The organism is Vibrio splendidus 12E03, from assembly GCF_000272105.2.
Lineage (GTDB): Bacteria > Pseudomonadota > Gammaproteobacteria > Enterobacterales > Vibrionaceae > Vibrio > Vibrio splendidus_I.
In genome coordinates this window covers 1-716 of the sequence record NZ_AJZD02000351.1, presented here as the reverse complement: position 1 = coordinate 716, position 716 = coordinate 1, and the positions used below count along the sequence as shown (strand labels likewise).

The 716-nt window shown below is 52.2% G+C and carries 1 pseudogene; it reads left to right on the top strand.

Features of this window, described 5'->3' with window-relative positions:
• Positions 1-596 (top strand): annotated as a pseudogene (locus tag A142_RS23005) (hypothetical protein); the annotation flags it as partial.
• Positions 597-716 lie beyond the last annotated feature (120 nt).

The window sequence follows — 716 nt, the reverse complement described above, 5'->3', positions numbered from 1 at the left end:
CCACTCAAGCACAGAGCGTGCCCACGCTGACGGGAAAAGAGACTTTCAAGGCCACCTTTATGCGTCAACCGTTGGCGTATCCGCTCATTCTGAATGCCGTCGCGATGACAATTGAGGCGCAAACCTTACCCAGCGCGATGGTGCTGAGTACGATCACACTCGATCCCAAGGCCAATCTTTTGATTGGAACCGTGGGAAAAGGCGATTCAAGACTCAAAACCCGCCGCGATTGGGCATCAAAAGGAGAGACAAGGCAAAGCCAATGGGATGAGCATCGGGCTCAACTGCGTTCGCCTATTTTACCGACGGCGCCATGGCATGACGTCGATGTGGCCGCATTTTTACCTGATGTCATCGATGCGCTTGAGCCATTTGGTGTCGACGTCAAGGCCGAGCCGGAGGTCTCTCATGGTGAAGTGAGGGCGCATCCTTTTACTCTGACGATGACGGGAGAGTTAGGCGCCTTGGCGTTAATGGCGCCCATTCTGAATACGTCTTTTATTACGGTAACGGCGTTTGACATGACGCTCAGTGGCGACGCTGTCTCTCAATTAACGTTAAAAATAACAGTACAAGGGGTCAATCATGACCGATAAAAAAACGGACTCGACGTTAAAGCGGGTCAATAAGAAAACCGTGGCGATGGGGGTGTTGGCGGCGCTCATGCTTGGGTGGCTGATTTATGATACGGCGCCGATGTTATTTGAAAGTCCTCC